We start from the raw sequence: 24,164 nt of genomic DNA, 5'->3' as shown, positions 1-24,164 counted from the left end.
CGGTGTGGGGCGGCGGTGCTCGTCCGCCGCCCCACAATGCACCCGCCAACCGGTCAGGACACCGGCGAGACCGCCTCCCCCTTGCGGGCCAACTGCCGGTCGGCTTCGGCCTGGATGGTGTCCTTGTCGCCGATCTCCACGTCCGGGATCGCGTCCGGCAACAGGTCCTCCATCCGACTCAGCGGCCGGTACGACAACCCGATCAGACCCCAGACGCCCAGCGCCAGACCGACCAGGACCAGCAACAAGCCGGTGCCCCGGCCCGGCCCGGTGCCCAGCACCACGCCCACCGAATCGGCGAGCGCACCGTCCGACCGCAGCAGCGGCTCGAACACCTTGTCCGCCAGCGGGCCGGCGGTCACGAAGCCCAGCGGCATCATCGACATCGCCAACATCTGATTGGTGGCCAACACCCGACCCTGCAACTCCATCCCGACCTTGGTCTGGATCAGGGCCATCCAGTGCGAGTTCAGGATCATCAGCGCCGCCCACAACACGAACAACCCGACCGCGACGAACACCGGTTCCGGCCGACTGCCCGCGAACACCGCGGCCAGGCCGACCACCGAGGTGAAGCCGATCATGCCGGTGGCCCGCCGCGACGTCCCGCCCCACAACGCCATCACCAGCGCGCCCAATACCGCGCCCACCCCGCCGAACGCGGTCACCACGCCCAGCGTCACCGCCGAACCGTCGGCCAGCACCATCGGGGTGACCAGCACGGTGGCCACCGCGAACAGGTAGTTGAACACCACGAAGAACACCACCATCGCGACCAGTCCGCGCCGACGCACGATGTACCGCCAGCCGGTGACCACTTCGCGCAGCAGCGGCTCCTCGCGCTTCTCGAACAGGGCGTCCGGGAAGCGCACCCGCAGCAGCACGGTCACCCCGATCAGGAAGGTGGCCATGTCGAACAACACCACGCCGTGCAGCCCGACCGCAGCCACCAGCACGCCACCGGCCAGCGCGGCGAGCATGTCGCCGGACCCGGTGCCCAGTTGGGCCAGCCCGTTGGCCTGACCCAGATAGCGCTTGGGCACCAGTTGGGCGATCGCCGCGATGTAGGCGGGTCGTTGGAACGCGTTGCAGACCGAGCCGACGCACGCCACCACGTACACATGCCACAGGTGCAGGTGGTCGGTCCACAACAACACACCGAGCGACAACATCGCGGCGGCGGCCACGGTATCGGTGACGATCATGATCCGCCGCCGGTCCACCCGGTCCGCCACCGCGCCCGCGATCGGCAACAACAACACCGCGGGCAACACCGCCGCGACCGAGATCATCGCGAAGTCGAAGGCCGAACCCGTCTGTAGGTAGACCCACACGCCGAGCGCGAACGTGGACAGCGCGGTGCCGATCATCGACACGAACTGCCCGCCCGCCACCTTCGCGAAGGTGGCCAGATCCGGCCGGGCCGAGGCCGGCCGCGGACTCGGCCGCTCGGCCGCCGGCGTCGGCCCCGCCGACCAGCGACCCAGCACCCGGGCCAGTTCGACGGCCTGATGTTTGAGGAAGTAGTGGCCGGCGCGCGGGATCACCGCCAGCTCGACCCGTGGACCGAAGTGCTCCCACTCGGCGTAGCGTTCCTCGTACAGCAGGGTCGCCCGGTCCTTGTCGCCCACCACGCACAGGATCGGCGCGGCCACCGGCACCGGCCGCTCGGCCCCGTAGGCGCGCGTGTAGAAGTCCTCGGCCTGCCGCACATCGTGCCGCAACGCCCGGATCAGGAAACGCTGTTCGGCCTCGTCGTAGACGTCGGTGAAACCGCCCATCGCGCGCAGGTAGTCGAGGTAGGCCCGATCGGAGAGCAACCGGTCCCCGGGCAGCCGCCGGGCCAGCCACTCGGCGAACCTTCCCGGCAGTCGCGCCGCCGGGAAGGTGCCGCCCAGCGCGACGCCGCGCAGCTCGGCGCCCGCCGCCTCCAGTCGCCCGGCCAGCGCGGTCGCGAGCGCGCCGCCCAGGCAGTGCCCGTAGAGCAGGATCGGCCCGCTGATCCGCTCGGTGATCTGCGCGGTCAGCCGGTCCGCGAGCGAGTCCAGCGCCTCGGGTTCGTCCTCCGGGCGACTGGGATCGTGGCCGGGCAACTCCACGGCGTACAGCCGGTGTTCCGCGGGCAGCGCGTCGGCCAGCGGTTGGAAGGTGATCGGGCTGCCCCCGCCGTAGGGCACGCAGACCAGGGTCAGCGTGGTCGGCCCGGCGTCCTTGGTGAGCCGGTGCAGCAGCGGGCGCGGGCGCTCGCCCGTGTCCGGTTCGTCGGCGCGTGCGTCGAGCAGAGCGGCGAGTTCGCGCACGGTGGGCTGTTGGAACAGGTCGATGATGGACAGGCCGCGGCCGATCGTGCGAACCGCGCGTACGGCGGTGAAGCTGTCACCGCCCAACGCGAAGAAGTCGTCCACCGCACCGACCCCGGTCCGGCCCAACACCTCGGCGAACGCCTCGGCCACCGCCGCCTCGGTGGCCGTGTCCGGCTCCACGTGGCCGGTCTCGGCCGGGGCGAGTTCGGGTTCCGGCAACGCCGCCCGGTCCACCTTGCCCGCGCCGGTCAGCGGCAGCGCGGGCAGCACCAGCACGGCCGAGGGCACCATGTAGTCGGGCAGCCGGGCCCGGGTGGCGGCCCGGATCGCCGCGCCGTCCGCGGCGACCTTCGCCTCCGCGACCACATAGCCGACCAGCTTGCGCGCGGCGCCCTCGCCGCGGGCCACCACGATCGCCTCGCGAACACCGGGCTGCGCGGCCAGTTCGGCCTCCACCTCGCCGATCTCCACCCGGAAGCCGCGAATCTTGACCTGGTGATCGGCCCGGCCGAGGAACTCGATCAGGCCGTCCGCACGGCGCCGGACCAGGTCCCCGGTGCGATACGCGCGGCGCCCGGCCCACTCGACGAAGCGCTCCTCGGTCGCCTCCCGCCGACCCAGATAGCCGCGGGCCAACCCGGCCCCGGTCACGTACAACTCGCCCGGCACGCCCACCGGCAACAACCGCCGGTGCCCGTCCAGCACGTACGCGCCGACGTTGCCGAACGGCAGCCCCAGCGGCGCACTCGCCGCCCCGGCCGGCACCGCGGCCACCGGGGCACCGAGCATCGACACCGTGGTCTCGGTCGGCCCGTAGTGGTTGTGCAGGGTCAACTCCGGCCGAGCCGCCCGGATCCGGTCCACCAGATCCGCGCGCAGCGGTTCGCCCGCGCAGATCAGCAGCTCGCGCGGGAGCACGTCGGCGAGCCGATCGCCGAGCGCGGCCAGGCCCTCCAGGTGACTGGGCACCAGTTTCATCGCATCGATGCGATGCTCGCCCAGATACCGGGCGAACGCGTCCGGATCGGTGGCCTGGTCCCGGGTCAACAGATGCAGACATCCACCGCCGGTGAGCGCGCCGAACACGTTGGTGGTGCCCAGGTCCGCGGCGAACGTGGACACCAGCGCCCAGTTCCACGGCCGCCCGTCGGCCGTACGCCCCGGACCCACCCGCTCTCGCAGACCGGCCAGGTAGTTGCGGTAGTTGCGGTGCTCGACGGCGACCGCCTTGGGGGTGCCGGTGGACCCGGAGGTGAACAGCACGTAGCAGAGGTTGTCGGGCCCGGCCGCCGCGACCGGGTCGGCCGGGCCACCCGCCGCTCCGGGGACGGCGCGCTCCGGCCCCGCCGGGGCCGCCTCGGGCACCACGACCGGCACCGAACCGGTCGCCCGCGCCCGCAGGTCCTCGGTGGTGACCACCGCGACCGCGTCGGCCGCGTCCAGCAGCGCCCGCACCCGCTCGTCCGGATACAGCGGGTCCAGCGGCAGATAGGCGCCACCGGCCTTGAGAATGCCGAGCATGCCGACGATCAGCGCGCCCGAACGCTCCGCGAACAGCCCGACGACCCGATCCGGGCCCACCCCGAGGCCGCGCAGGCGACCCGCCAACAGCTCGGCCCGCGCGTCGAGTTCGACGTAGCTCAGCGTCCCGTCCGCGCCGCGTACGGCCGGTGCGTCAGGGGTGCGCCGGGCCTGCTCCTCGACCAGCGCGTGCAGCGTGCCCTTGGTGCCCCAGTCCCGGGCGGTGTCGTTCCAGCCGGCGAGCCGACGCTCCTCGACGGCCGTCAACAACGGCAGTTCGTCCACCGGTCGATCCGGGTCGGCGGTCATCGCGTCCAGCACGGTGGTCAGGTGCCCGAACACCCGCCGGATGGTCGCCTCTTCGTAGAGCACACTGCGCCAGATCAGGTCGGCGACCAGCTCGTCGCCGGGACCGGTGTCGAGCACCGCGACCGACAGGTCGAACTTGGCGGCCCCGGTGTGCGTATCACACCACTCGACCTCCACCCCAGGCAGCAGCGGCCGCGCAGGCGCCTGATTATGCACATTCAACAACACCTGAAACAGCGGTGTATAGGCAAGCTCACGCTCCGCCCCGAGCACATCGATCAACCGATCGAACGGCAACTCCTGCCGAGCAAAAGCCGCCAACGTATGCTCCCGCACCCGCCCCAGCAACTCCCGCACACTGACCCCACCGGACACATCCGTCCGCATAACAAGAGTGTTGACGAAACAGCCTATTAGGGAGTCGGTGCTGCTGTGCGTACGCCCGGCGACCGGACTCCCCACCGTCACATCCGAAGTCCCGTTATATCGACCCAACACCACCTGCAAGGCCGTCAACAGCACCATGTACGTGGTGCCCCCGGTACGTTCGGCCAACGCACGAATGCGCCGCGACCGCTCCGCCCCGAAGGCCACCTCGATCCGCTCGCCCCGGGTGTCCGCGACGGCCGGACGCGGGTGGTCCACCGGCACCGTCACCGTGGTCTGTGCGCCCTGCAGGCGGGCCAGCCACCAGGCCGACTGCCGATCGAGTTCGGCCGCGAGCGTGGTCTGCTGCCGGTACGCGACATCCGCGTACTGCACCGGCAGCGGCGGGAGTTCGGGCGGATGACCGGCACACCGCGCGGTGTACGCGGCGGCCAGGTCCCGGAACAACACGCCGATCGACCACGCGTCGGCCGCGATGTGGTGCAACACCACGCTCAGCACGTACCGCTCGCCGGAACACAGCAGCGACGCTCTGATCGGTAGTTCGCCGACCAGGTCGAACGGGCGGCGGGCCTCGGCGGCGAGCAGCCCGGCCACCTCCGGCTCCGGCAGGTCGAGCACCGACACCCGGAACTGGTCGACGTCGTGCACGGTCGGCAACACATGGCCGTCCACGCTCGGATACACCGTGCGCAACACCTCGTGCCGGGCCACCACGTCGGTCAACGCGGCCACCAGCGCGGCGATGTCCGGTCGGCCGGACAGGCGCAACACCAGCGGCATGTTGTAGGCGGCGCCGTCGGGTTCGTACTGGGCGAGGAACCACATCCGGCGCTGCGCCGCGGACAGCGGTGTGGGCACGTCGGCGGGCCTGCGGGTCGGTTCGGCGCGGGGCGTCGCCACCCGGGCCCGGGCCAGTCGACGGCGGAGCAGTTCGCGGCGGACCTGCTCGGGGTCGGGCTCGGGGCGGGTGGTCAGGATCTCCTCGGAGTCGGTCATTCCTTGTCCCGGTCGATGGAAGGGTTCGCCAGGCCGTGACCGGCGTGGTTGCTCCACGGCCCCGGCTCGGCGAAGGCGCCGGGGTCGCCGAACTCGCCCGACGCGTCCGGCTCGCCGAGTTCGCCGAGTTCGCCGAGCAGGATGTCCTCGATGCGCCGGGCCATCGCGGCCAGCGTCGGCGCCTCGAAGACCACACGCAGCGGGAAGTCGATCTCGAAGCGTTCGCTCACCAGCGCCATCAGGCGCAGCGCGAGCAGTGAGTTGCCGCCCAGCGCGAGGAACCCGTCGTCCCGGCCGATCCGGTCCGGACCCAGCAACTCGTGCCAGATCTCGGCCAGGATCTCCTCGCAGTCGCCCTGGGGCGGGGCACCGCTGCCGCCGGGCCGAGGTTCCGGCAGGGCGGCCCGGTCGATCTTGCCGGCCGGGGTCAGCGGCAGCGCGTCGAGCGGGACGAGCACTCCGGGCACCAGATGCCGGGGCAGCCGTTCACCGAGGGCCGCGCTCAGGTCCACGGCGTCGAACTCGCCGTCCGTGACGACGTAGCCGACCAGGGTCGGCCCGGCCGGTCCCTGCCACAACGTCGCGACCGCGCCGGTGACGCCCGAGAGCGCGGTCAATCCGGCCTCCACTTCGCCGAGTTCGATCCGGAAGCCGCGCAGCTTGACCTGATGGTCGGCCCGGCCGTGGTACTCCAGCGTGCCGTCGCGTCGGCGGCAGGCGAGGTCGCCGGTCCGGTACATCAGCGCGCCGGGAGGCCCCCACGGGTCGCCGACGAAGCGCTCGGCGGTCTGTTCGGCGCGGCCCAGATAGCCCAGTGCGACCCCGGCGCCGGCGATGCACAACTCGCCGGGGGCATTGATCGGCGCGGGCCGCCCGGCCGCGTCGAGCACGTGGACGCGGGTGTTGGCGATCGGCGTGCCGAGCGGCACCACCCGCCGCACCGCGTGCGTGCGGTCCACCCGCAGGACGGTCGACCACACGGTGGTCTCGGTGGGGCCGTACATGTTCCAGACCCGGCCACAGCGGTCCAGCAGGGCCCGGGCCAGGTCCCCGGTGAGCGCCTCCCCGCCGCACAGCGCCACCAGGTCGGGTCGACCGGTCCAGCCCGCGTCGAGCAACATGCGCCAGGTGGCCGGGGTGGCCTGACAGACCGTCACCTCGCGGCGGTCGAGCCACTCCGCGAGCCTGTGCCCGTCGGTGGCGGTGTCCCGGCCGGCGATCTCGACCCGGGCGCCGACCACGAGCGGCAACCACAGTTCCAGCGCGGCGATGTCGAAGGTGAGCGTGGTGACGGCGGCCATCGTGTCGGCGGCGCCGAGCCCGGGACGATCGGCCATCGAGAGCAGGAAGTTGACGATCGCCCGGTGCGGTACCACCACCGCCTTCGGCCGGCCGGTGGAGCCGGAGGTGTGGATCAGGTAGGCCGGGTCCTCGCCCTCGGCCTGTTCGGGCAGCGCCGTCGCGGCGGCGCCGGTGACCTCGGGGCCGTCCACGAGGACCACGTCGTAGCCGGGATCGGTCAGGAGCGGGGTGCCGGCCGCGTGGGCTCGCTCCGCGACGATCAGGGTGACCTTGGCGTCGTCGAGCAACGCCCGATTGCGGGCCACCGGTTGTTCGGTGTCGATCGGCAGGTAGGCGGCGCCGGTACGCAGCACCCCCAACAGGGCCGCGGGCAGCAGGTGGGAGCGGGGCATGGCGATCGCCACCAGGGTGCCGCGTTCGGCGCCGTGCGCCCGTAGGGCGTTGGCCAATCGGTGTGCGGTGGCGTCGAGTTCGGCGTAGGTGAGGGTTCCGGTGTCGGCCGAGACGGCGGTTCGGTGCGGGGTCCGGGCGATCTGCGCCGCGACGAGATCGGGCAGGCACAGGTCGGGACGTGCGGTGGCGGCCGGATTGTCCGCCTCGATCAGCCGGGCGGACTCGGCCGGGTCGAGCATGATCGTCTCCGCGATCGCTCGGTCCGGCGCGGCCAGTGCCTCGGCCAGCACGGCCATCAGGTGGTCGATCAGCGTCTCGATCGAGGCCGGGTCGTAGCGTCCGGTGCGGTACTCCACGGACAACAACGGCCCGTCGGACGGGAATTCGAGGAACATCGACACATCGGTCTTGGCCCCGCCGTTGCACACCTCGTGCAGGAATTCCAGTTTCAGGTCCGGCAGTTCGACCGACGCGCCCGGGTGGTTCTGGACCGCGAGCAGAATCTGCGACACCGGGGTCGAGGTCTCCGCCCCGCCCACACCGGCGAAGCGGAGCTGCTCCAGATAGGGCAGCGCGCAGTGATCGAGCGCGTCCAGCACCACCGGACGCAGCCGGTGCACCAACTCGCGGAACGTATCGCTGCCCTCGATCCGAAAGCGCAACGGCACGGTGTTGAGCAACGGGCCTACCACGTCCTCCAGTTCGGGATGCGGGCGGACGGCGAACGGGGTCAGTACGGCCTGGTCGGTGCGACCGGTGGAGCGGTGCACGAGCGTGCCGAGCGCGGCGAGCAGGGTCATGTACAGGCTGGCGCCCTCGCCCGCCGCCCATTCCTCGGCGGCGCGCAGGAGTTCCGGATCCAGCCTGCGGGCCAGCCGGGCTCCGCTCGGGTCGAACGGGTCGGGACGGTCGCGGTCGCCGGGGATGTGCTGTTCGACGCCCAGGCCCCGAAGTCGGCCGGCCCAGCGCCGCGCCTCCTCGTCCTCGGCGTCCGCGTACCGCCGCTCCCATTCGGCCACGTCGCGGTATTGCAACGTCGGTTCGGGAAGCGGCAGTCCCTGGTAGGCGCGGGCCAGGTCGCGCAACAGCAGACCGATCGACCAGCCGTCCACGGCGATGTGGTGCACGGTGAGCAGCAGTTCGTACCGGTCCGGGCGGACCCGCACGACCAGCGCACGCAGCAGTTTGCCCTCGGTCCGGTCCATCGGGCGGAGCGCGTCGGCACGCAGCAGGGCGTTCAGGCGTGCCTCGTGCCGATCCGCGTCGCCGTCCGCGTCGGGCAGGTCGAGCACCGGCACCTCGACCGGGTAGGGCGGGCGAATCTCGGCCACCGGCTCACCGGCCCGGTACGACAACGCGGTGCGCAACACCTCGTGTCTGCGCACCACTTCGCCCAAGGCCCGGCCCAACGCGGCCACATCCAGTGCGCCGGTGGCCCGAATCCGCAGCGGCACGTTGTAGAGCGCGCTGCCCGACGCGACCAACTCGTGCATCGCGAACTCGCGTTGCACGGTGCTCACCAGCGCGGGTCCGTGCGCGTCGCGGTACGGCGGGTCGACCGTCGAGGCCGAGTGCCCCTCGGCCCGGTCCACCCGCTCGGCCACGGCGGCCGGAGTGGGAGCGGCGAAGAACGCGTCCAACGGGATCCGGACCCCGCAGGTCCGCTCGATCCGGGCCAACAGGCCGACCGCCAGCAGCGAGTTGCCGCCCGAGTCCAGGAACGGGTCGTGGATGCCGATCCGGGTCGCGTCGAGCACGGCGCGGAAGATCTCGGTGATCCGGGTCTCGGTCTGCGTGCGCGGTGCGACGAACTCGGTGTCCCGGAACCGGGATCGGGTCGCGGCGGGCAACGCCTTGCGGTCGATCTTGCCGTTGAGGGTGAGCGGCAGCTCCGCCAGGAGGGCGACCGCGTCGGGCACCATGTAGGTCGGGACCCGGGTCCGGCAGTGCGCGCGCAACTCGGCCGGGGTGGGCTCCGGAATCGGGTCGGCACCCTGCACGAATGCCGCCAGATAGGGTCCCGCCGCGTCCTCGCGCAGCACCACGGCGGCGGCCTGCACGCCCGGGTGGCCGGTCAACACCGCCTCGATCTCGCCCAGTTCGATGCGGAAGCCGCGCAGCTTGACCTGGTGGTCCACCCGCCCGTGATACTCCAGCACGCCGTCCGGCCTGCGGCGGACCAGGTCGCCGGTACGGTATCGGCGCTCCCCCGCCACCGTGACGAACCGCTCGGCGGTCAGGTCGGGGCGGCCGTGATAGCCCTGGGCCAGGCCGTCGCCCGCGAGGTAGAGCTCGCCGAGTTCGCCGGGCCCGGCCGGTGCGCCGTGTTCGTCGTGGACGTGCGCCGTGGTACCCGGCAGCGGTATGCCGATCAGCGGCTCGGCCCGGTCGGTGCGGTCCACCAGCGCCCAGGTGGAGTACACGGTGTCCTCGGTCGGCCCGTACAGGTTGTACAACTCCTCGATCTGCGGGCACGCGTACACCTGGTCCGCGACCCGACGCGAGAGCGCCTCGCCGACCAGGTTGATCGTGCGCACGCCGCGCGGCAGTCCGGGTCCGCGTAACAGCGCGGCCATCGCGCTGGGCACGGTGTTGATCAGGGTGACCTCGTCCCGGGCCGGCGCGTCGGCGAGCGCGAGCACGTTCTCCACCAGGACCACCGTGCCGCCGACGACGAGCGGGAAGAACATCTCGTAGACCGAGATGTCGAAGCACACGGAGGTGGCGAACAGCACCGCTTCGGCCTGGTCCGGCCGGTAGGTGTCGGCCGCCCAGCGCAACATCGCGGTGACTCCGCGGTGGGTCACCCGCACACCCTTGGGGCGGCCGGTGGAGCCGGACGTGTAGAGCACATAGGCGAGATCGTCCGGGCCGGTGTGCGCCCGGGCCGGCCGCACCCCGGTGGGCGGCTCGGCGTCGACGTACACGAGGTCGGCCGTCGCGCCGGCAAGCAGGTGCTCGTGCGCGCGATCGGTGACCACGACGGGAGCCTGCGCGTCACCGATCACCCACTCCAGGCGCTCGCGCGGATACTCGGGGTCCAACGGGACGTACGCGGCCCCCGCACGCAACACCGCGATCAGCGTCGCGAGCAGGTGCGGGGTGCGCGGCAGGCAGACGCCGACCAGATCCCCCTTGGTCACCCCGGCCATCGCCAGGCGCGCCCCGATCACGTCGGCCCGAGTACCCAACTCGCGGTAGGAGAGCCGTTGTTCGCCGGCGATCACGGCGATCGGCGTGGGCGAGTGGTCGATCCGGGCAGCGAGCAGAGCGGCCAGGGATGCGGCCGGATCCGATTCGGGGAAGGCGGTTGGACTCATCGACTCTCCTGAGGTGTCCTGGTGCCGATTCGTGGTCGGCGGCGCAGACGATGTGCTCCCGGGGAGATCGTGGAGGAAAGCGTTGACTGTGCCTAGCATCTTCCCCTCACTACTTCGGGTTGGCTCAAAGTCGCCGTCACGGGCGGCCCGGCCGGTGTTCGTCGTCGGATGGCTCAAGAAGTACCGGGTCGGGCTTGTACCGCGCTTGGCGCGGGATTGCGGAGCCCGAACAGGCACGCCCGACCACAAGGGCGACATGGACCGATACACCGGAACTACTCGCACATGGGGCGATACATCCGAATGCGCTCGTGCGTACCCGATCGTTGAGCAGAGCTTCGCCGTCGCGTATTCGGGGGTTCGTTCGCGCTTCCTACCGTTTCGATCATGTCCTCGCAAACGTCTTCGTCCCCGTTCCGGCTGCCTCGGCGGCATCGCTCCCGACTCCGGGCCGGTGCCCTGGTCGCGGCCCTCGGCCTCGGCGCCGGTGCCGGCCTGATCGACGTCCTGCCCGCGAGCGCGGAGCCCGCCGGCGCACCGGCCGCCGACGAGGTGGTGGTCTCGGAGGACTTCGCCGGCTCCGCGCTGCCCGACGGGTGGCGGGCGGTGGAAGGCGACTGGAAGGTGGAGAACGGCCGCCTGGTCGGCAGTTCGGTGAACTCCGGCCAACAGAGCCGGATCACCTTCGGCCGGCACCTGGAGGACTTCCGCTTCGAGGCGGTGGTCCGCTTCGAGAGCGCCGTCGACACCGCCCGCTGGACCGCCTTCGGCCTGGACGTGCCCGCCGGCGGAGCGCCCCCGTGGTCGATCGCCACCATGCGTACCGGCAGCACGGCGGCCAACGGCCTGGAGTTCGCCCAGCGCACCACCGCCAACACCTGGAACGTGACCGACACCGGCTCGGCGCCGACCGCCGCCGGAACCGGCCGGGACGTCCGGGTCGCGGTCGAGGTGCACGGCAGCCGGGCCCGCCTGGTGGTGGACGGCCGCGAGGCGCTGCGCAGCACCCGGGTCCAGCGCTCCACCGACGGCGCGCAGGCCCTGCTGGTCAACGGTGCCCGGGTCTCCTTCGACGAGGTCCGAATCACCCGGATCGCCCCGGAGGCGAACGCCTACCTGCGCGCGCCCGGCGCCCCGCCGACCGTGATCGCCCACCGGGGCGCCTCCTCGGCCGCGCCGGAGAACACGCTGATCTCGGACGAGACCGCCCGCCGGGCCGGCACCGACTGGATCGAGAACGACGTCCAGCCCAGCAAGGACGGCATCCCGCACATCCTGCACGACGACACGGTCGACCGGACCACCGACGGAAAGGGCCGGATCCGCGACCTGACGGCCGCTCAACTCGCGGGCCTGGACGCCGGTTCGTGGTTCTCCCCGCTGCACTCCGGGGCCCGGGTGCCGACCCTGCGCGCCCAACTCGACGACCTGCGCGCGCGGGGCGGCAACCTGCTCCTGGAGATCAAGGGCCGGCACAGCAGGGACGAAGTGGCCCGGATCGTCAAGGACATCCGCGACACCGGGATGAGCGGGCGGGTCTTCGTGCAGAGCTTCGAGGTCGACGCCCTCGTGTTCACCCGTGAGGTGGCGCCGGACCTGCCGCTCGGTCTGCTCCGCAGCGCCCTGGACGCGGACCCGGTCGCCCTGGCCCGGCAGCTCGATCTCAAGGCGTACAACCCCTCGGCCGCCGCGCTGGCCACCCGCCCCGGACTGGTCGCCGACCTGCACCGCGCCGGCGTCGCCGTGATGGCCTGGACGGTGGACGACGCCGCCGGCTGGAAGACCCTGGACACCGGCGGCGTGGACGCGGTCATCACCAACCGCCCCGCCGAGCTGGCCGGTTGGATCGCCGCGTGGCGGCAGATCGGACCGCCGGTGTCGCCCGTCGCCCCGACGGTCAAGGTGCTCGCACCGGCGACCGGCGCCCGGGTGGAGCGCGCGAGCAACCCGGTCCCCGCGCTCGCCACCACCGGCGCGGACGTGGTCCGACTCACTCTGGACGGGCGGGAGTTGGCACCCGGGACACCGATCGACTCAGGCAGCCTGCCGCTCGGCGCACACACGCTGCGGGCCGAGGCCAAGGGCCCTGGCGGCAGTACGGCGGTGGAGTCCACCTTCACCGTCACCGCGTCCGGAACCGGCCTGGCCCACCTGATCCTGACCTCCGCCGCCGACCGCAACGCGATCGCGACGCTCACCACGATGCTCGCCCACGAGCAATACGACGCGCTGGCCCGGTGGGCCGACAACCAGGCCGGGCGCACCATCCCGACGGCTCGTGCGCTTCTCATCGCGGGCGACGCGCGCGCCCTGCGCTGACCTACCTCGACACACCGGTGGGGGCACGGGCTTCGCCGGCCCGGCCCCTACCAGCCGTTGCCCTTCAGGTCGGGATACGCCCGCCAGTAGTCCACGAGTTCGACGAAGGACGGGTCGGTGACCAACCGCAGCCATTGCTCGCCGGTGATCGCCGGGACCATCCGGGACCGCGGATGCGGGACGATCCCGAGGTCGACCCGGCCGCCCCGGTACCGGAAGGAGGAGGACACTCCCCAGTCGGCAGGACCGACCGGGACATCGGTGCGCTCGGGAAAGTAGACGGTGGCGAACTCGCCGTTGGGCAGCGCCCCGTCGACGCAACCCCGACCGGCGGCCCGAGCAGGTGCCGGCCTGCACCGGGGCTCGTATCGATCCACGCCGAGTTGCGGGCGGGATCCGGAAGCCATCGCCACCGCGCCCTTGGGCGATCGCTCGCCCATCCGGCCCGGATCGATGTACAACACGACCCGATACTCCGTGCCGTCGACGGTGAGCCGGTAGTCCCCGAACGAGCTCTCGCTGATCGCCATCGCCGCTCCCGGCGGCAGGTGTTGTTGCAGAACCTCGGCCACCTTCTGGCGAAATGCCTGCCGCTGTCGAATCAGCCGGCCGGACAACTCGGCGTCGTAGCGGCCGTCTTCGGGACCGGGCAACACCGGATAGGCCCGGCTCGCCGGGGCAAGTGTCGGCCCGGCGCCGACCCGGTCCGGGTCGCCCCCGGCCCACGGCGGCCACGCGAGCAGCACCGCCGCAGCGACCGCGGCCGACGTCGCGAGGGCGAGCGCGACTCGGATCGTGGTCCGAGGGCGGTCCGGGTGCCCTGTGCGGACCGGGCCCGGCCCGGCCGGCTCGATGGTGTGTTGCGTCGCGGGGGCGTCGTTGTCGTCCGTCGATGTCACGCCGCTTCGATGGTCACCTACGTGAATCGGTTCCCGGCCACACGTGGCGCGCACGCTGCCCCATTTGCCCACTTGCCGCACCCGCTGTACCCGCACGCGGGTGTCAGCGGCCGGGCACCAGGTCGGCGAGCCGGTGGGCCGCGTCGGTCGAGGTCGCGCTCACCTTGGCGCTGCGACGGGCGAGGTTCGCGTCGTGGCGCAGCGCGTGTGCCCGTTGGCGGGTGCGCCAGGCGAGCGAGGGTTTGCCGCCGGTGTCCGCGGCGGCGATCAGCAGGCCGCCGAACATCGACACGTTCTTGAGGAAGTGGATGCGCTGCCCGACGCGTTCCCGACCGCTCTCGGCGGCCCAGAATCGATGGCCGGCGATCGTGGTCGGCACCAGGGTGACCGCGAGCGCGAGCGCGGCCAGGCGCGGCACCCGGCCGAGTGCGAGCAGCGTGCCGGCAACCAACTGCACGCCGCCGTTCACCCGTACCGCCGTACGCGGGTCGGCGGGCACCACCGGCAGCCACCCGGCGATCCGGCGCACCACCGGTTCGGCCGCCGGCACCACCCGGTCCGGATGCACCACGCAGTCGTAGCCCTGGAACAGGTGGATCGAGGCGATCATGGGACGCGCGAAGACTCTCAACACAGCCATGGCGGACGAGTGCCCCCGGAACCGGCGCGTCGAACCCACCCGTACGCGACGCCGACCCCGATGGGCGAAACACCCCGACCGCGATCCGACGATGGCCGGGTAGGACCGGACGCGGACCGTACACTGCGGGAATGCCCGAACGGAACGCGGCGAGTGCCCTGGTGTTGCTGGTCCCCGACGTCGAACAGGTCGTCGAGCCCTGGCGCGAGCGCTACGACCCGCGCGCCGCGGAGGGGATCCCGGCGCACGTCACGGTGCTCTATCCGTGGCTCACGCCCGCGGAGATCGGCCCGACGGAGCTGGCCGCGCTCGCCGAGATCGCCGCCGCGCGGCCCGTGCTGGACCTGGTCTTCGGCCGGGTCGGCCAATTCCACCGGGGGTTGTGGCTGGCGCCCGATCCGGCCGAGCCGGTACTGCGCCTGATCGACGCGGTGACCACCCGATGGCCCGACCACCTCCCCTACGGCGGCGCGTACCTGGACGACGCCGACGACGTCGGCCCGCACCTGACCGTCGCGCTGGGTCAGGGTCCGGACGAACTGCGGGCCCTGGCGCAGGAGGTGACGGGCCGTCTGCCGCTGACCACGCGCGTCGACCGGCTCGACCTGGTGGTCTGCGACGACGACGGCAACTGGTCCCTCCGGGACTCGTTCGCCTTCGCGGCACGCGCCACGACCGACGCCGCCGGGACGCCCTAACCGGCCGCGCGGGCCCGCCGTTGGCGCTTGGACAGCGCCGCCAGGGAAAGATCCTCGGCCTGGGCCTTGAGATTCTTGTAGCCGTAACCGCGCTCGTTCAGCCACGCCTCGGCACCGGCCAGTGCCCGATCGGTCGCCGCGACGATGTCCTCCTCGGCGTCCCCGGAATCCAGGAACCGAAAGGTGAAAAACGGCCGCGCCGCAACGTCGTAGGTCACCTGCCCCTCCGCCGTGAACGCAGCCCGCAACACATCATGCTCCGCCGCCACCGCCAACAACCCGGCCCGCTGCACATCACTGAGGCCATCGAAGGCCCCTCGAACGGTAACCCGAAAAACACGCTCACCCATGCCCGAACCCTAACCACCACCACAACCGGATATCGGAACGCGCACGGGTGTGCGGGCGCCTGCTCACGCCGCCGGCCCGCCCGCGTGCCGTCCGTCCGCGTTCGCGCCGTCGCTCACCCGCGCTGCCTCCCGCCCGTTCGTGCCGCTGCCCGCTCACGTCCGCACCCCGGCCGCGTGCACCGCCTCCCCTGCGTCCGCCCGCCCTCATCCCGCCCCACCCCACGTTCCGGTTCGACGCGCGACCGGCCGGTAACCCGAACACGACGGGCGGCAACGCGCACGCACGCGCACGCGCACGGGCCGGCAGCGCAGACGAGCAGGGACTACGGACACGGGCGGCCAGGCGGGCGAGCGGACGGCCACCCGGGCACAGACGGGCAGGTGGCGCGCGGACGGGGGCGGGAGGTGGGTCAGCTTTCCTTGGTCCAGGAGCCCAGGACCATCAGGGTTTTGGTGCCGGTTACGTTGCCGCTGCGACGGAGGTGGTCGATCACCTGTTGGAGGTGGGTGATGTCGCGGACTCGGACGTGGATGAGGGCGTCGGGGTCGCCCGCGATCGTGTAGACGGCCTGTACCTCGGGGGTGTCCGTGGCGGTGCGGACGATCTCGCCGACCGGCATGCTGCCCGGATAGCGCAGTTCGGTGAACGCCTCGACGCCCCAGCCGAGTTTGGCGTGGTCGATCTGGACGGTGAAGCCGGTGATCACGCCCTCCTCGCGCATCCGGTCCACCCGGCGCTTGACCGCCGCGACGGACAGGCCGATCTGGCCGGCCATCTCGGAGAAGGTCCGCCGCCCGTCCTCGCGCAACATGCGCAGGATGGTGTGGTCGATGCTGTCGATCTCGGCCATGCTCGACGCTCCCCTCCTCGACGCTGCCACGCAAAACGCCAGGCCCTGAACCCGACCGGCAGGCAAGAATCTTGCGGCCTCGGGGCGATCCCCCGCAAGTTGCTTGCGCCGGTGGCCGACGACGGCTCAGGCTGCGGACCCAGCCTTCCGGCCCGATACGCTTCCGCCGAGATCCCGCCTCGATGACGCGTCGGCCGGATCGGGAGGGGCTGGGCCATGGACAGGACACGGGCGGATCACGCGGATCACGCGGACCACGACGGTACGAACGAGGTCCCCGGCGCGCCCGCTCACCCACCGGGCCACGGGCACAGCCACGCGCACGGGCCGCCGTCACCCGCGTCGGCCCGGCTGCGCCGCCTGGTGGCCGCCGTACTGATCCCGTTCGCGACGGCCGTACTGGTGGGCCTGGTGGTGCTGTGGCCGGGCGGCACCCCGCCGCACCCCCGTACCGGAGCCGGCTTCGACCAGGAGACCCGGGACGGCCGCGTCACCAAGGTCGAGGAACTGCCCTGCGCCCAGGCGGACGCCGAGGTCTTCGCCGGCCCCACCGACGCAGGCGGCACCCTGGGTACGGACGAGCACCCCGGCGGTATCCCCTGGCCCCCACCCCCACTCGGCGCGTCGGGCGCACCACACGCCCCGAATACCCCGGCCGCCCCCGCCGACTGCCGCCGCGCCACGATCGAGGTCACCTCCGGCGCCGACCGGGGCCGACGGTTCACCGAGTTGCTCCGGCCCGATCAGCCGCGCCGGTTCTCGGTCGGGCAGGGCGTGGTGCTCGCGTACTCCCCCGGCGCGCCCGAGGACCTGCGCTATTCGGTGATCGACGTCCGGCGCGGCCCACCGATGTTGCTGCTCGCGGGCCTGTTCGCGGTCGCGGTGATCGTGGTGGGTCGACTGCGCGGCCTGACCGCGCTGATCGCACTCGCGATCAGCTTCGCGGTGTTGTCGTTCTTCATCCTGCCCGCCATCCTGCACGGTTCCGATCCGCTCCTGGTCGCGGTCGTCGGCGGCAGCGCGATCATGTTCGTCGCGCTGTACCTGTGCCACGGCCTGTCCACCCGCACCTCGGTCGCGGTGGTCGGCACGCTCGTGTCGTTGTCCCTGATCGGGGTGTTGGGGTCGCTGTTCATCGGGTGGGCGCACCTGACCGGCAACACCTCCGACGAGACCGGCCTGGTCCACGCGATGTATCCGGACATCGAGTTGCACGGCCTGCTGTTGGCCGGATTCATCATCGGCTCGCTCGGCGTACTCGACGACGTGACCGTCACCCAGACCTCGGCGGTCTGGGAACTCAAGCAGGCCGACCCGACCATGACGGCCCGTCGGCTGTACCGAGCCGGCATCCGAATCGGCCGCGACCACATCGCGTCCACGGTCAACACCCTCGTACTGGCCTACGCGGGCGCCGCGTTGCCCCTGATGTTGCTGTTCTCCATCGCCCGTCGGGACGTCCTGGACGTAGCCACCAGCGAGATCGTCGCCGAGGAGATCGCCCGCACCCTGGTCGGCAGCATCGGCCTGATCGCCTCGGTCCCGGTCACCACCGCCCTGGCAGCAATCCTGGCCGCAGCCGACCACGGCAAACCCCCCCGAGGCAAGCCGAAGACAGACGACCCCACACAAGCCAAGCCCACTCCCGTACCCACGCCCCGGGGACGACACCGGGGGCGCTGACCGGGGTGTCGGCGTCGGGCGGCGGTTGCATCTTGGTGGGGTTGGGCGCGGGTGGCTTTGTGCGGAACGGTCGGCGTGGGCTGGGGGGGTGGGGGCCTGGTCTCGGAGGCGCGGGTGGCCGGGAGCCTTGGGCTTTCCGGCGAGCGTGCGGTGTTGCTCGGCGAAAAGGCACCGGCAGCAGCGAAGCGGGAGCGGTCGGTCCGGTCGGGTCCGCTGGGGAGCCTTTCCGAGTGGGCCGGGCGTCTGCGGCATGCGGCTGCGTCTTGGTCGGCGGCGGGTGGCTTTGTGCTAAACGGTCGGCGTGGGCTGGCGGAGATTGTCCCGGTCCCACGGTCACCGGCGGTCAGGAGCCTTGGGCTCCCCGGCGAGACGCGGGCGTTGCTCGCCGGAAAGGCGCTGGCAACGGCGGAGCGGGAGGGCGCTTTCGTCGGGTCCGCCGAGGAGCCTTTCCGAGTGGGCCGGGCGGTTGCGGCATGCGGTCGCGTCTTGGTCGGCAGCGGGTGGCTCAGGGCTAAACGGTCGGCGTGGACCGGCGGAGATCGACCCGGTCCCACGGTCACCGGCGGCCGGGAGCCCTGGGCTCCCCGGCGAGACCCGGGTGTTGCTTGCCGGAAAGGCGCTGGCAACGGCGGAGCGGGAGGGCGCTTTCGTCGGGTCCGCCGAGGAGCCTTTCCGAGTGGGCCGGGCGTTCACGGCCGACGGTCGCGACTTGGTCGGCAGCGGATGGCCTTGTGCTAAACGGTCGACGTGGACCGGCGGAGATCGGCCCGGTCCCACGGTCACCGGCGGCCGGGAGCCCTGGGCTCTCCGGCGAGACACGGGTGTTGCTTGCCTGGAAAGGCGCTGGCAACGGCGGAGCGGGAGGGCGGTCCGGTGAGGTTCGCCGGGGAGCGTTCCCGAGTGGGTCGGGCGGTTGCGGCGTGCGGTCGCGTCTTGGTGGGCGGCGGGTGGCTTTGTGCTAAACGGTTGGCGTGGATCGGCGGAGATGGACCCGGTCCCACGGTCACCGGCGGTCAGGAGCCCTGGACTCCCCGGCGAGACCTGAGTGCTGCTCGCCGGAAAGGCGCTGGCAACGGCGGAGCGGGAGGGCGCTTTCGTCGAGTCCGCCGAGGAGCCTTTCCGAGTGGGCCGGGCGCTTGCGGCCGGCGGTCGCGTCTTGGTCGGCAGCGGATGGCTCAGTGCTAAACGGTCGGCGTGGATCGGCGGAGATCGACCCGGTCCCACCGTCACCGGCGGCCGGGAACCCTGGACTCCCCGGCGAGACGCGGGCGTTGCTTGGCGGGAAAGGCGCTGGCAACGGCGCGGAAGGGTGGGCGGCCCGGTCGGGTCCGCCGGGGAGCCTTCCCGAGTGGGTCGGGCCGTTTCGGCGTGCGGTGGGTGGGCGGTTGCGGGTGAGAAGGAGAAGGGCAGGGCTGTGAGTGGGCGGTTTCGGTTGCCGGGGGTGCACAAACCGGCCCTCGACACGCACTCTCGCCGGTCGGTTCCGTAAAGCCGCAGGTCAGCGGAAACTCGGGCGCCGGAAACCGTCTCGGGATCCCGATGGTGACCCTCGAACCCCTCAGACCACCTCTCATCCGACCGTCCCAACCCCAAACGCCCCTCGAGACAGGCCCGCCCCACCCGGAAAGGCACCCCGCCGGCAATCCTTGCGGGCCGCCCCCGTCACCCGACCCGAAACGCCCACCGAGAGCCCGGTCCACACGCAATCCATCACCGGCATTCACAAACCGGCCTTCGACACGCACTCGCACCGCGCATCCTCGCAAAACCGCAGGTCAGCACGAACCCGCACGCCCAAAGCAGCCTCGGCATCCCGATCGCGACCCTCAAAGCCCTCCGACAGCCCCTGCACCCAACCACCCGACCCGAAACGCCCACCGAACCGCCCCCGACCCACTCGGAAAGGCCCCCGGCGGACCTCACCGAGCCGCCCCACCCGCTCCGCCGTTGCCAGCGCCTTTCCAGGCAAGCAACACCCACCTCTCGCCGGAGAGCCAAAGGCTCCCGGCCGCCGGTGACCCCGGGACCGGGCCCACCTCCACCGGCCCACGCCGACCGTTTAGCACAAAGCCACCCGCCGCCGACCAAGACGCGACCGCCGGCCGCGAACACCCGACCCACTCGGAAAGGCTCCCCGGCGAACCTCACCGCACCGCCCACCCTTCCGCGCCGTTGCCAGCGCCTTTCCCGGTGAGCAACACGCGCCTCTCGCCGGGGAATCCAAGGCTCCCGGCCGCCGGTGACCGTGGGACCGGGTCCATCTCCGCCGATCCACGCCAACCGTTTAGCACAAAGCCACCCGCCGCCCACCAAGACGCGACCGCAGGCCGCGAACGCCCGACCCACTCGGGAACGCTCCCCGGCGAACCTCACCGGACCGCCCTCCCGCTCCGCCGTTGCCAGCGCCTTTCCAGGCAAGCAACACCCACCTCTCGCCGGAGAGCCAAAGGCTCCCGGCCGCCGGTGACCCCGGGACCGGGCCGATCTCCGCCGGTCCACGCCGACCGTTTAGCACAAAGCCACCCGCTGCCGACCAAGACGCGACCGCCGGCCGCGAACGCCCGACCCACTCGGAAACGCTCCCCGGCGGACCCGACCGGACCGCCCACCCTTCCGCGCCGTTGCCGGCGCCTTTCCAGGCAAGCAACACCCGTGTCTCGCCGGAGAGCCCAAGGCTCCCGGCCGCCGGTGACCGTGGGACCGGGCTGACCTCCGCCGGACCACGTCGACCGTTTAACACTGAGCCTCCCGCTGCCGACCAAGACGCGACCGCCGGCCGCGAACACCCGACCCACTCGAAAAGGCTCCCCGGCGGACCCGACCGGACCGCCCACCCTTCCGCGCCGTTGCCAGCGCCTTTCCAGGCAAGCAACGCCCACCTCTCCCCGGAGAGCCCAAGGCTCCCGACCACCGGCAACCCCGGGACCACGCCACCTCCCCCAGCCCACGCCAACCGGTTAGCGCAAAGCCACCCGCCCCAACCCCACCAAGACGCACCCCCCGCCCAAGGCCGACCCGACCCCGGGCCGCTGACCCCGGTGCCCGGGGAGAGCGCAGGTACCCCCCCACCCTCCCAACCGTCTCATATTCGGGATACTGTCCCCAGCATGAGAAGCACCGATGACAGCGCGGCAGCGCCCGAAGAAAGCGGCCCGGCGGAGATCGAGGGGCGGTTGGCTCGTCGGCTGGCCGGGCTTCGGGGGGAGCGTGGGTGGTCGTTGGATGAGTTGGCGCGGCGGGCCGAGGTGAGTCGATCCACGTTGTCCCGGTTGGAGCGGGGCGAGATCAGTCCGACGGCGGCTCTGCTGGGTCGATTGTGCGCGGTGTACGGGCGGACCATGTCGCGGTTGTTGGCCGAGGTGGAGGCGGAGCCGCCGCAATTGGTGCGTGCCGAGCGGCAGGAGGTGTGGGTGGATCGGGCCTCGGGGTTCACCCGGCGGTCGGTGTCGCCGCCGCATCCGGGGCTGCGGGGCGAGGTGGTCCAGGGGGCGTTGCGGGGCGGCGCGGACATTTCCTACGACGGGCCGCCCGTACCGGGGTTGGAGCAGCACATCTGGGTGTTGGAGGGGGTCCTGGAGGTGACCGCCGGCGGTCACGTACACGAGGTGCGCGCCGGGGACTGCCTGCGCTTCCGGTTGTGGGGACCGTCGCGCTTCCGCTGCGCCGGTCCGGAGCCGGTTCGGTACGCGCTGCTGATCGTCCTGCCGTAACAAGAGCCACGGAGACCTCGATGCACACCATCACCCGGTTGACCCCCGACGACTTCCGAGCCGACGTGGCCGGCCTGGCCGACCTCCTCACCGACGTCGTCGCCGACGGCTCCTCGCTCGGCTTCCTGGCGCCCTTCGACGCGACCGAGGCGGCGAGTTGGTGGCGAGCACGGGAGTCGGCCGTCGCCGACGGCAGCCTGTGCGTCTGGATCGCCCGAGGCGCGGACGGCATCGCCGGCACCGTGAGCCTGGCCCTGGAACGCAAGCCCAACGGCCGGCACCGCGCCGAGGTGGTCAAGCTCATGGTGCACCGCGACGCCCGAGGCCGCGGCCTGGGCCGTGCTCTGCTCGCCACCGCCGAACAGGCCGCCGCCCGGGTGGGCGCCACCCTGCTGCTGCTCGACACCGAGACCGACAGCACCGCCGACCACCTCTATCGCGCGGCCGGCTGGACCCGATACGGCGTGGTCCCCGACTACGCGGCCGACCCCGCCGGCGCGCTCCGGGACTGCAGCTTCTACTACAAACAACTGAGCTGAGCCGCCCCAATCCGCCCTAATCTGCCCTCACGCATCTCAACTCTCCCTAACCTGGCCCGACTCAGCCCAACACGCCCCAACCCAACTCGATCCGACCCGATCCGACCCGCCCCGATCCCCCATCCCCCGGCAGGCACCACGCCCGGAGCGGGGGCCGGCACCAGCGCCGAGTCTGGGGGTCGCCGGATACTGCCCGGGGGTCCGACTTCCCTACCTTCAGGGGGAGTCAGTCATCCGCCGAAACAAGGGGACGATCAGCGTGGATCGCACGAGAAACCGCAAGTTGGCCAGGGTCGTCGCAAGTGCCGGACTCGCGCTCGGCGCCGTGGGACTGTGCACCGCCCCGGCCCTGGCGAACGGTCGACCGGCGCCCCCAACCGCCTCGAACCCAGCCGCCTCGAACCCAACCGCCACGAATCCAGCCGCCTCGCCCCCGGCCGCCACGCCCCCGGCCGCCACGCCGCTGCCCGCCTTCGACTTCACCGACTGCCCCGCGCTGCCGGCGAACGCCGACCCGAACAAGTGGCGCTGCGAAGTGCACGTCGCCACCGGCCGGATGCGACTCGGCGGGCTCGACGTCCCGCTCCGGCCGATGACCATCACCCATGCCGAGGGACCGCTGCCCGACGGCTCGACCGGGCAGGTGTTCGGGGCGCTGCACGCGACGCCGAGCCCGGCCGCCGGTGGCCTGCTCGGCATCCCCGGACTCCCCGAGCAGGCCCCCGTCCTGGGGGTGAACGTCGAGACCAGGTACGGCGGTTGGTTCGATTTCCTCTCGCACGGTACGTCCGCCGGTGGGCTGGACGTGACGCTCGCCCTGGGTGGGCCGTTGTTGCCCAAGGACTGTTCGATCGGCACCGCCGAACACCCGATCCGGCTGACCATGATGCGCAAGGGCCCCAACGAATGGGTGTCCAAGGACCCGCCCATCCTCAAGGGCACGTTGTGGGACAACACCGTCGCGCTCCCGGCCGCCACGAACTGCGGCCCACTGGGCACGCTCCTCAACGGGCGCAACCACCTGCCCTCGCCCGCCGGCGACAACTCGATCACCCTGGACGGCCTTTACACGTTCAAGACCTACGCCCAACTGGGCCGCTGACCCCGCACACACTCCGGCACCGACCGGGCCAACGCGGATGGCCGTACCCTGGCGCGGCCATCCCGCGACGGAGCGACAAGGGGAGCACGTGGACCTGGCGACGCGGTATCAAGGTCTGTACGAGGCGGCGCTGTTCACCGCGGAGTGTGCCGAGGACGCCTACCCGCTCGGCGCCCTCGATGCCCAGCTCCGATCGTGGATTCGCCGGGAACTCGCCCCGCGCGCACACAGTTTGGCGTACTGCGACAATCGGCTCGACGTCGCGACGGCGGTCGAGGGTCTGGCCGCGATCGCGCCGGGCTATGCGGAGTTGCGTCGGGACCTGTTCGGCGACCTGCACCACCTCGGCCGGCCCGTACCGATCTGGCGGGCGGTCGGCGCCCATCTCGCCGTGCTCGCGCCCCTCCAGGTCTGGCGACAACCGCCCGCCTACGCCCTCTCGCTACGCGACGCGGGCACGGCTCCGGGCGACGTCCAGTCGTGGGACTTCACGGTCTTCCCACGCTCGGGCGATCCTCGCCATCCGGGCACCGTGCACCCGGTGATGTTGTTCCCGGACACGGACCCGACCTCGCGCCCGGGGCCGGTCCCGCGCACCGCACAGGTGACCGGGGAACTCGAGGATCAACGCGTGCACTATGAGCAACTCACCTACGGCTTCCAGGCGTTGGGCCGCCAAGTGCACTTCGCCGCCCTGTCCGACCCCGATCGAGGACAGCACCCACCGCCACCTCCCGCCACCTGAACGAAAAGCCCGCCCCGAACAGTCCGCCCCGGACGGCCCCGCCGTCCGGGGCGGAGTCGTTTCCGGACCCGGAAATCGAAGACGAGGACGCTTT

13 protein-coding genes are annotated in these 24,164 nt (G+C 72.1%); 7 read left to right on the top strand and 6 right to left on the bottom strand.

Annotated elements, in window-relative coordinates:
- Window positions 1–53: 53 nt before the first annotated feature.
- The gene (locus ACH4U8_RS31800) at window positions 54–5,519 is read right to left on the bottom strand and encodes an amino acid adenylation domain-containing protein (RefSeq protein WP_395781824.1); all 5,466 of its coding nucleotides are present in this window, start codon (window positions 5,517–5,519) and stop codon (window positions 54–56) included.
- Window positions 5,516–10,534 (bottom strand): amino acid adenylation domain-containing protein, encoded by a 5,019-nt coding sequence (locus ACH4U8_RS31795; protein WP_395781822.1) that lies wholly within the window; start codon window positions 10,532–10,534, stop codon window positions 5,516–5,518. The genes ACH4U8_RS31800 and ACH4U8_RS31795 overlap by 4 nt, the downstream gene beginning before the upstream one ends.
- A 387-nt stretch (window positions 10,535–10,921) precedes the next feature.
- On the opposite strand from ACH4U8_RS31795, the gene ACH4U8_RS31790 reads away from it, so the two are divergent.
- The gene (locus tag ACH4U8_RS31790; RefSeq protein ID WP_395781820.1) at window positions 10,922–12,853 is read left to right on the top strand and encodes a glycerophosphodiester phosphodiesterase; all 1,932 of its coding nucleotides are present in this window, start codon (window positions 10,922–10,924) and stop codon (window positions 12,851–12,853) included.
- 47 nt (window positions 12,854–12,900) lie between these two features.
- On the opposite strand, the gene ACH4U8_RS31785 is transcribed toward ACH4U8_RS31790, so the two are convergent.
- Entirely contained in the window at window positions 12,901–13,752 is an 852-nt protein-coding gene (locus ACH4U8_RS31785) for a hypothetical protein (protein WP_395781818.1), read from the bottom strand.
- A gap of 103 nt (window positions 13,753–13,855) precedes the next feature.
- Window positions 13,856–14,392 carry a DoxX family membrane protein gene (locus ACH4U8_RS31780; protein WP_395781816.1) on the bottom strand — a complete coding sequence of 179 codons (537 nt, stop codon included), beginning with the start codon at window positions 14,390–14,392 and terminating at the stop codon, window positions 13,856–13,858.
- 131 nt (window positions 14,393–14,523) lie between these two features.
- Here ACH4U8_RS31780 and ACH4U8_RS31775 point away from each other — a divergent pair, with 131 nt between their 5' ends.
- Window positions 14,524–15,090, top strand: coding sequence for a 2'-5' RNA ligase family protein (locus ACH4U8_RS31775; RefSeq protein ID WP_395781814.1), 567 nt, complete (start codon window positions 14,524–14,526; stop codon window positions 15,088–15,090).
- Here ACH4U8_RS31775 and ACH4U8_RS31770 read toward each other — a convergent pair.
- A complete protein-coding gene (locus ACH4U8_RS31770; protein WP_360322849.1) occupies window positions 15,087–15,440 on the bottom strand; it encodes a DUF6204 family protein in 354 nt (117 codons plus the stop codon). The genes ACH4U8_RS31775 and ACH4U8_RS31770 overlap by 4 nt on opposite strands.
- A gap of 410 nt (window positions 15,441–15,850) precedes the next feature.
- Window positions 15,851–16,291: an Lrp/AsnC family transcriptional regulator gene (locus ACH4U8_RS31765; RefSeq protein WP_360322847.1), complete on the bottom strand. Its 441-nt coding sequence runs from the start codon at window positions 16,289–16,291 to the stop codon at window positions 15,851–15,853.
- A 216-nt stretch (window positions 16,292–16,507) separates the two neighbouring features.
- On the opposite strand from ACH4U8_RS31765, the gene ACH4U8_RS31760 reads away from it, so the two are divergent.
- The 5 genes from ACH4U8_RS31760 (at window position 16,508) to ACH4U8_RS31740 (ending at window position 24,070) form a co-directional block, all read left to right on the top strand.
- Entirely contained in the window at window positions 16,508–17,974 is a 1,467-nt protein-coding gene (locus ACH4U8_RS31760; protein ID WP_395781812.1) for a YibE/F family protein, read from the top strand.
- 3,107 nt (window positions 17,975–21,081) lie between these two features.
- Window positions 21,082–21,684, top strand: coding sequence for a helix-turn-helix domain-containing protein (locus ACH4U8_RS31755; RefSeq protein ID WP_395781810.1), 603 nt, complete (start codon window positions 21,082–21,084; stop codon window positions 21,682–21,684).
- A gap of 20 nt (window positions 21,685–21,704) precedes the next feature.
- Complete coding sequence (locus tag ACH4U8_RS31750; protein WP_395781808.1) at window positions 21,705–22,223, top strand: GNAT family N-acetyltransferase; 519 nt, start codon at window positions 21,705–21,707, stop codon at window positions 22,221–22,223.
- A gap of 259 nt (window positions 22,224–22,482) precedes the next feature.
- Entirely contained in the window at window positions 22,483–23,325 is an 843-nt protein-coding gene (locus tag ACH4U8_RS31745; RefSeq protein ID WP_395781806.1) for a hypothetical protein, read from the top strand.
- Window positions 23,326–23,413: 88 nt separating this feature from the next.
- Window positions 23,414–24,070 carry a hypothetical protein gene (locus ACH4U8_RS31740; RefSeq protein WP_395781804.1) on the top strand — a complete coding sequence of 219 codons (657 nt, stop codon included), beginning with the start codon at window positions 23,414–23,416 and terminating at the stop codon, window positions 24,068–24,070.
- Window positions 24,071–24,164: the final 94 nt, after the last annotated feature.

The sequence above is a fragment of the Embleya sp. NPDC020886 genome (assembly GCF_044333915.1).
Taxonomy (GTDB): domain Bacteria; phylum Actinomycetota; class Actinomycetes; order Streptomycetales; family Streptomycetaceae; genus Embleya.
This window is presented reverse-complemented; position numbering and strand designations above follow the sequence as displayed.